Origin of the sequence: Paraburkholderia sp. BCC1876 (genome assembly GCF_902833695.1) — a bacterium.
Lineage (GTDB): Bacteria > Pseudomonadota > Gammaproteobacteria > Burkholderiales > Burkholderiaceae > Paraburkholderia.
Map to the genome: position 1 here is coordinate 1 of NZ_CADFGI010000042.1, position 567 is coordinate 567.

General features: G+C 62.1%; 1 protein-coding gene. It reads right to left on the reverse strand.

Features of this window, described 5'->3' with window-relative positions:
- Positions 1-53 precede the first annotated feature (53 nt).
- On the reverse strand, positions 54-567 hold a 514-nt coding region (locus HWY05_RS37655; protein ID WP_176061479.1), incomplete at its 5' end, for a glutathione S-transferase C-terminal domain-containing protein.

Here is a 567-nt window from a genome sequence, read left to right on the forward strand (position 1 = left end):
CCGGCCCCTGGCGCCGCACGGTCACGTTGCAATGCCTCGGCGGTTGCGAGGCCTCAGCGATCCAGCTCGAGATAATGGCGGAAGATCCCCTCCTGATTGAACGCAATGCGCCGATCCGATTCCAGGTAGTTCGCAATCGGCGGGTGCTCGGCAACCCGATCGCGAATCTCCACCAAACCCGCGTATGTCTTCTCCGCACGCGCCATCGCCTTCGGAAACGCATAGCGCAATCCTTCGATTAACTGAAAGATCGACAGATCGACATAACTGAGCTGCCCGCCAACCATGAAGCCGCCCTTGCGCGGGTTCTGCTCGCGCACGCGCGCGAAGTAGCCGAGGAACTTCGGCAGGCGATGGCGGATGAAGTCTTCCGCGCGCATCGCGGCCTCGGCCTTCTGGTCCTCGTAGTAGAGGTTCGAGGCGATCGGATGATGCGTGTCGTGGATCTCGGTGACGAAGTCTGCCACCGTCAGTTGCAATTGATGTGCCCACAGGCGGCCGGCTTCGTCTGTCGGCGAGAGGTGCAGCCTGGGGCCAACGAACAGCAGGATATTCGCGGTCTGGCCG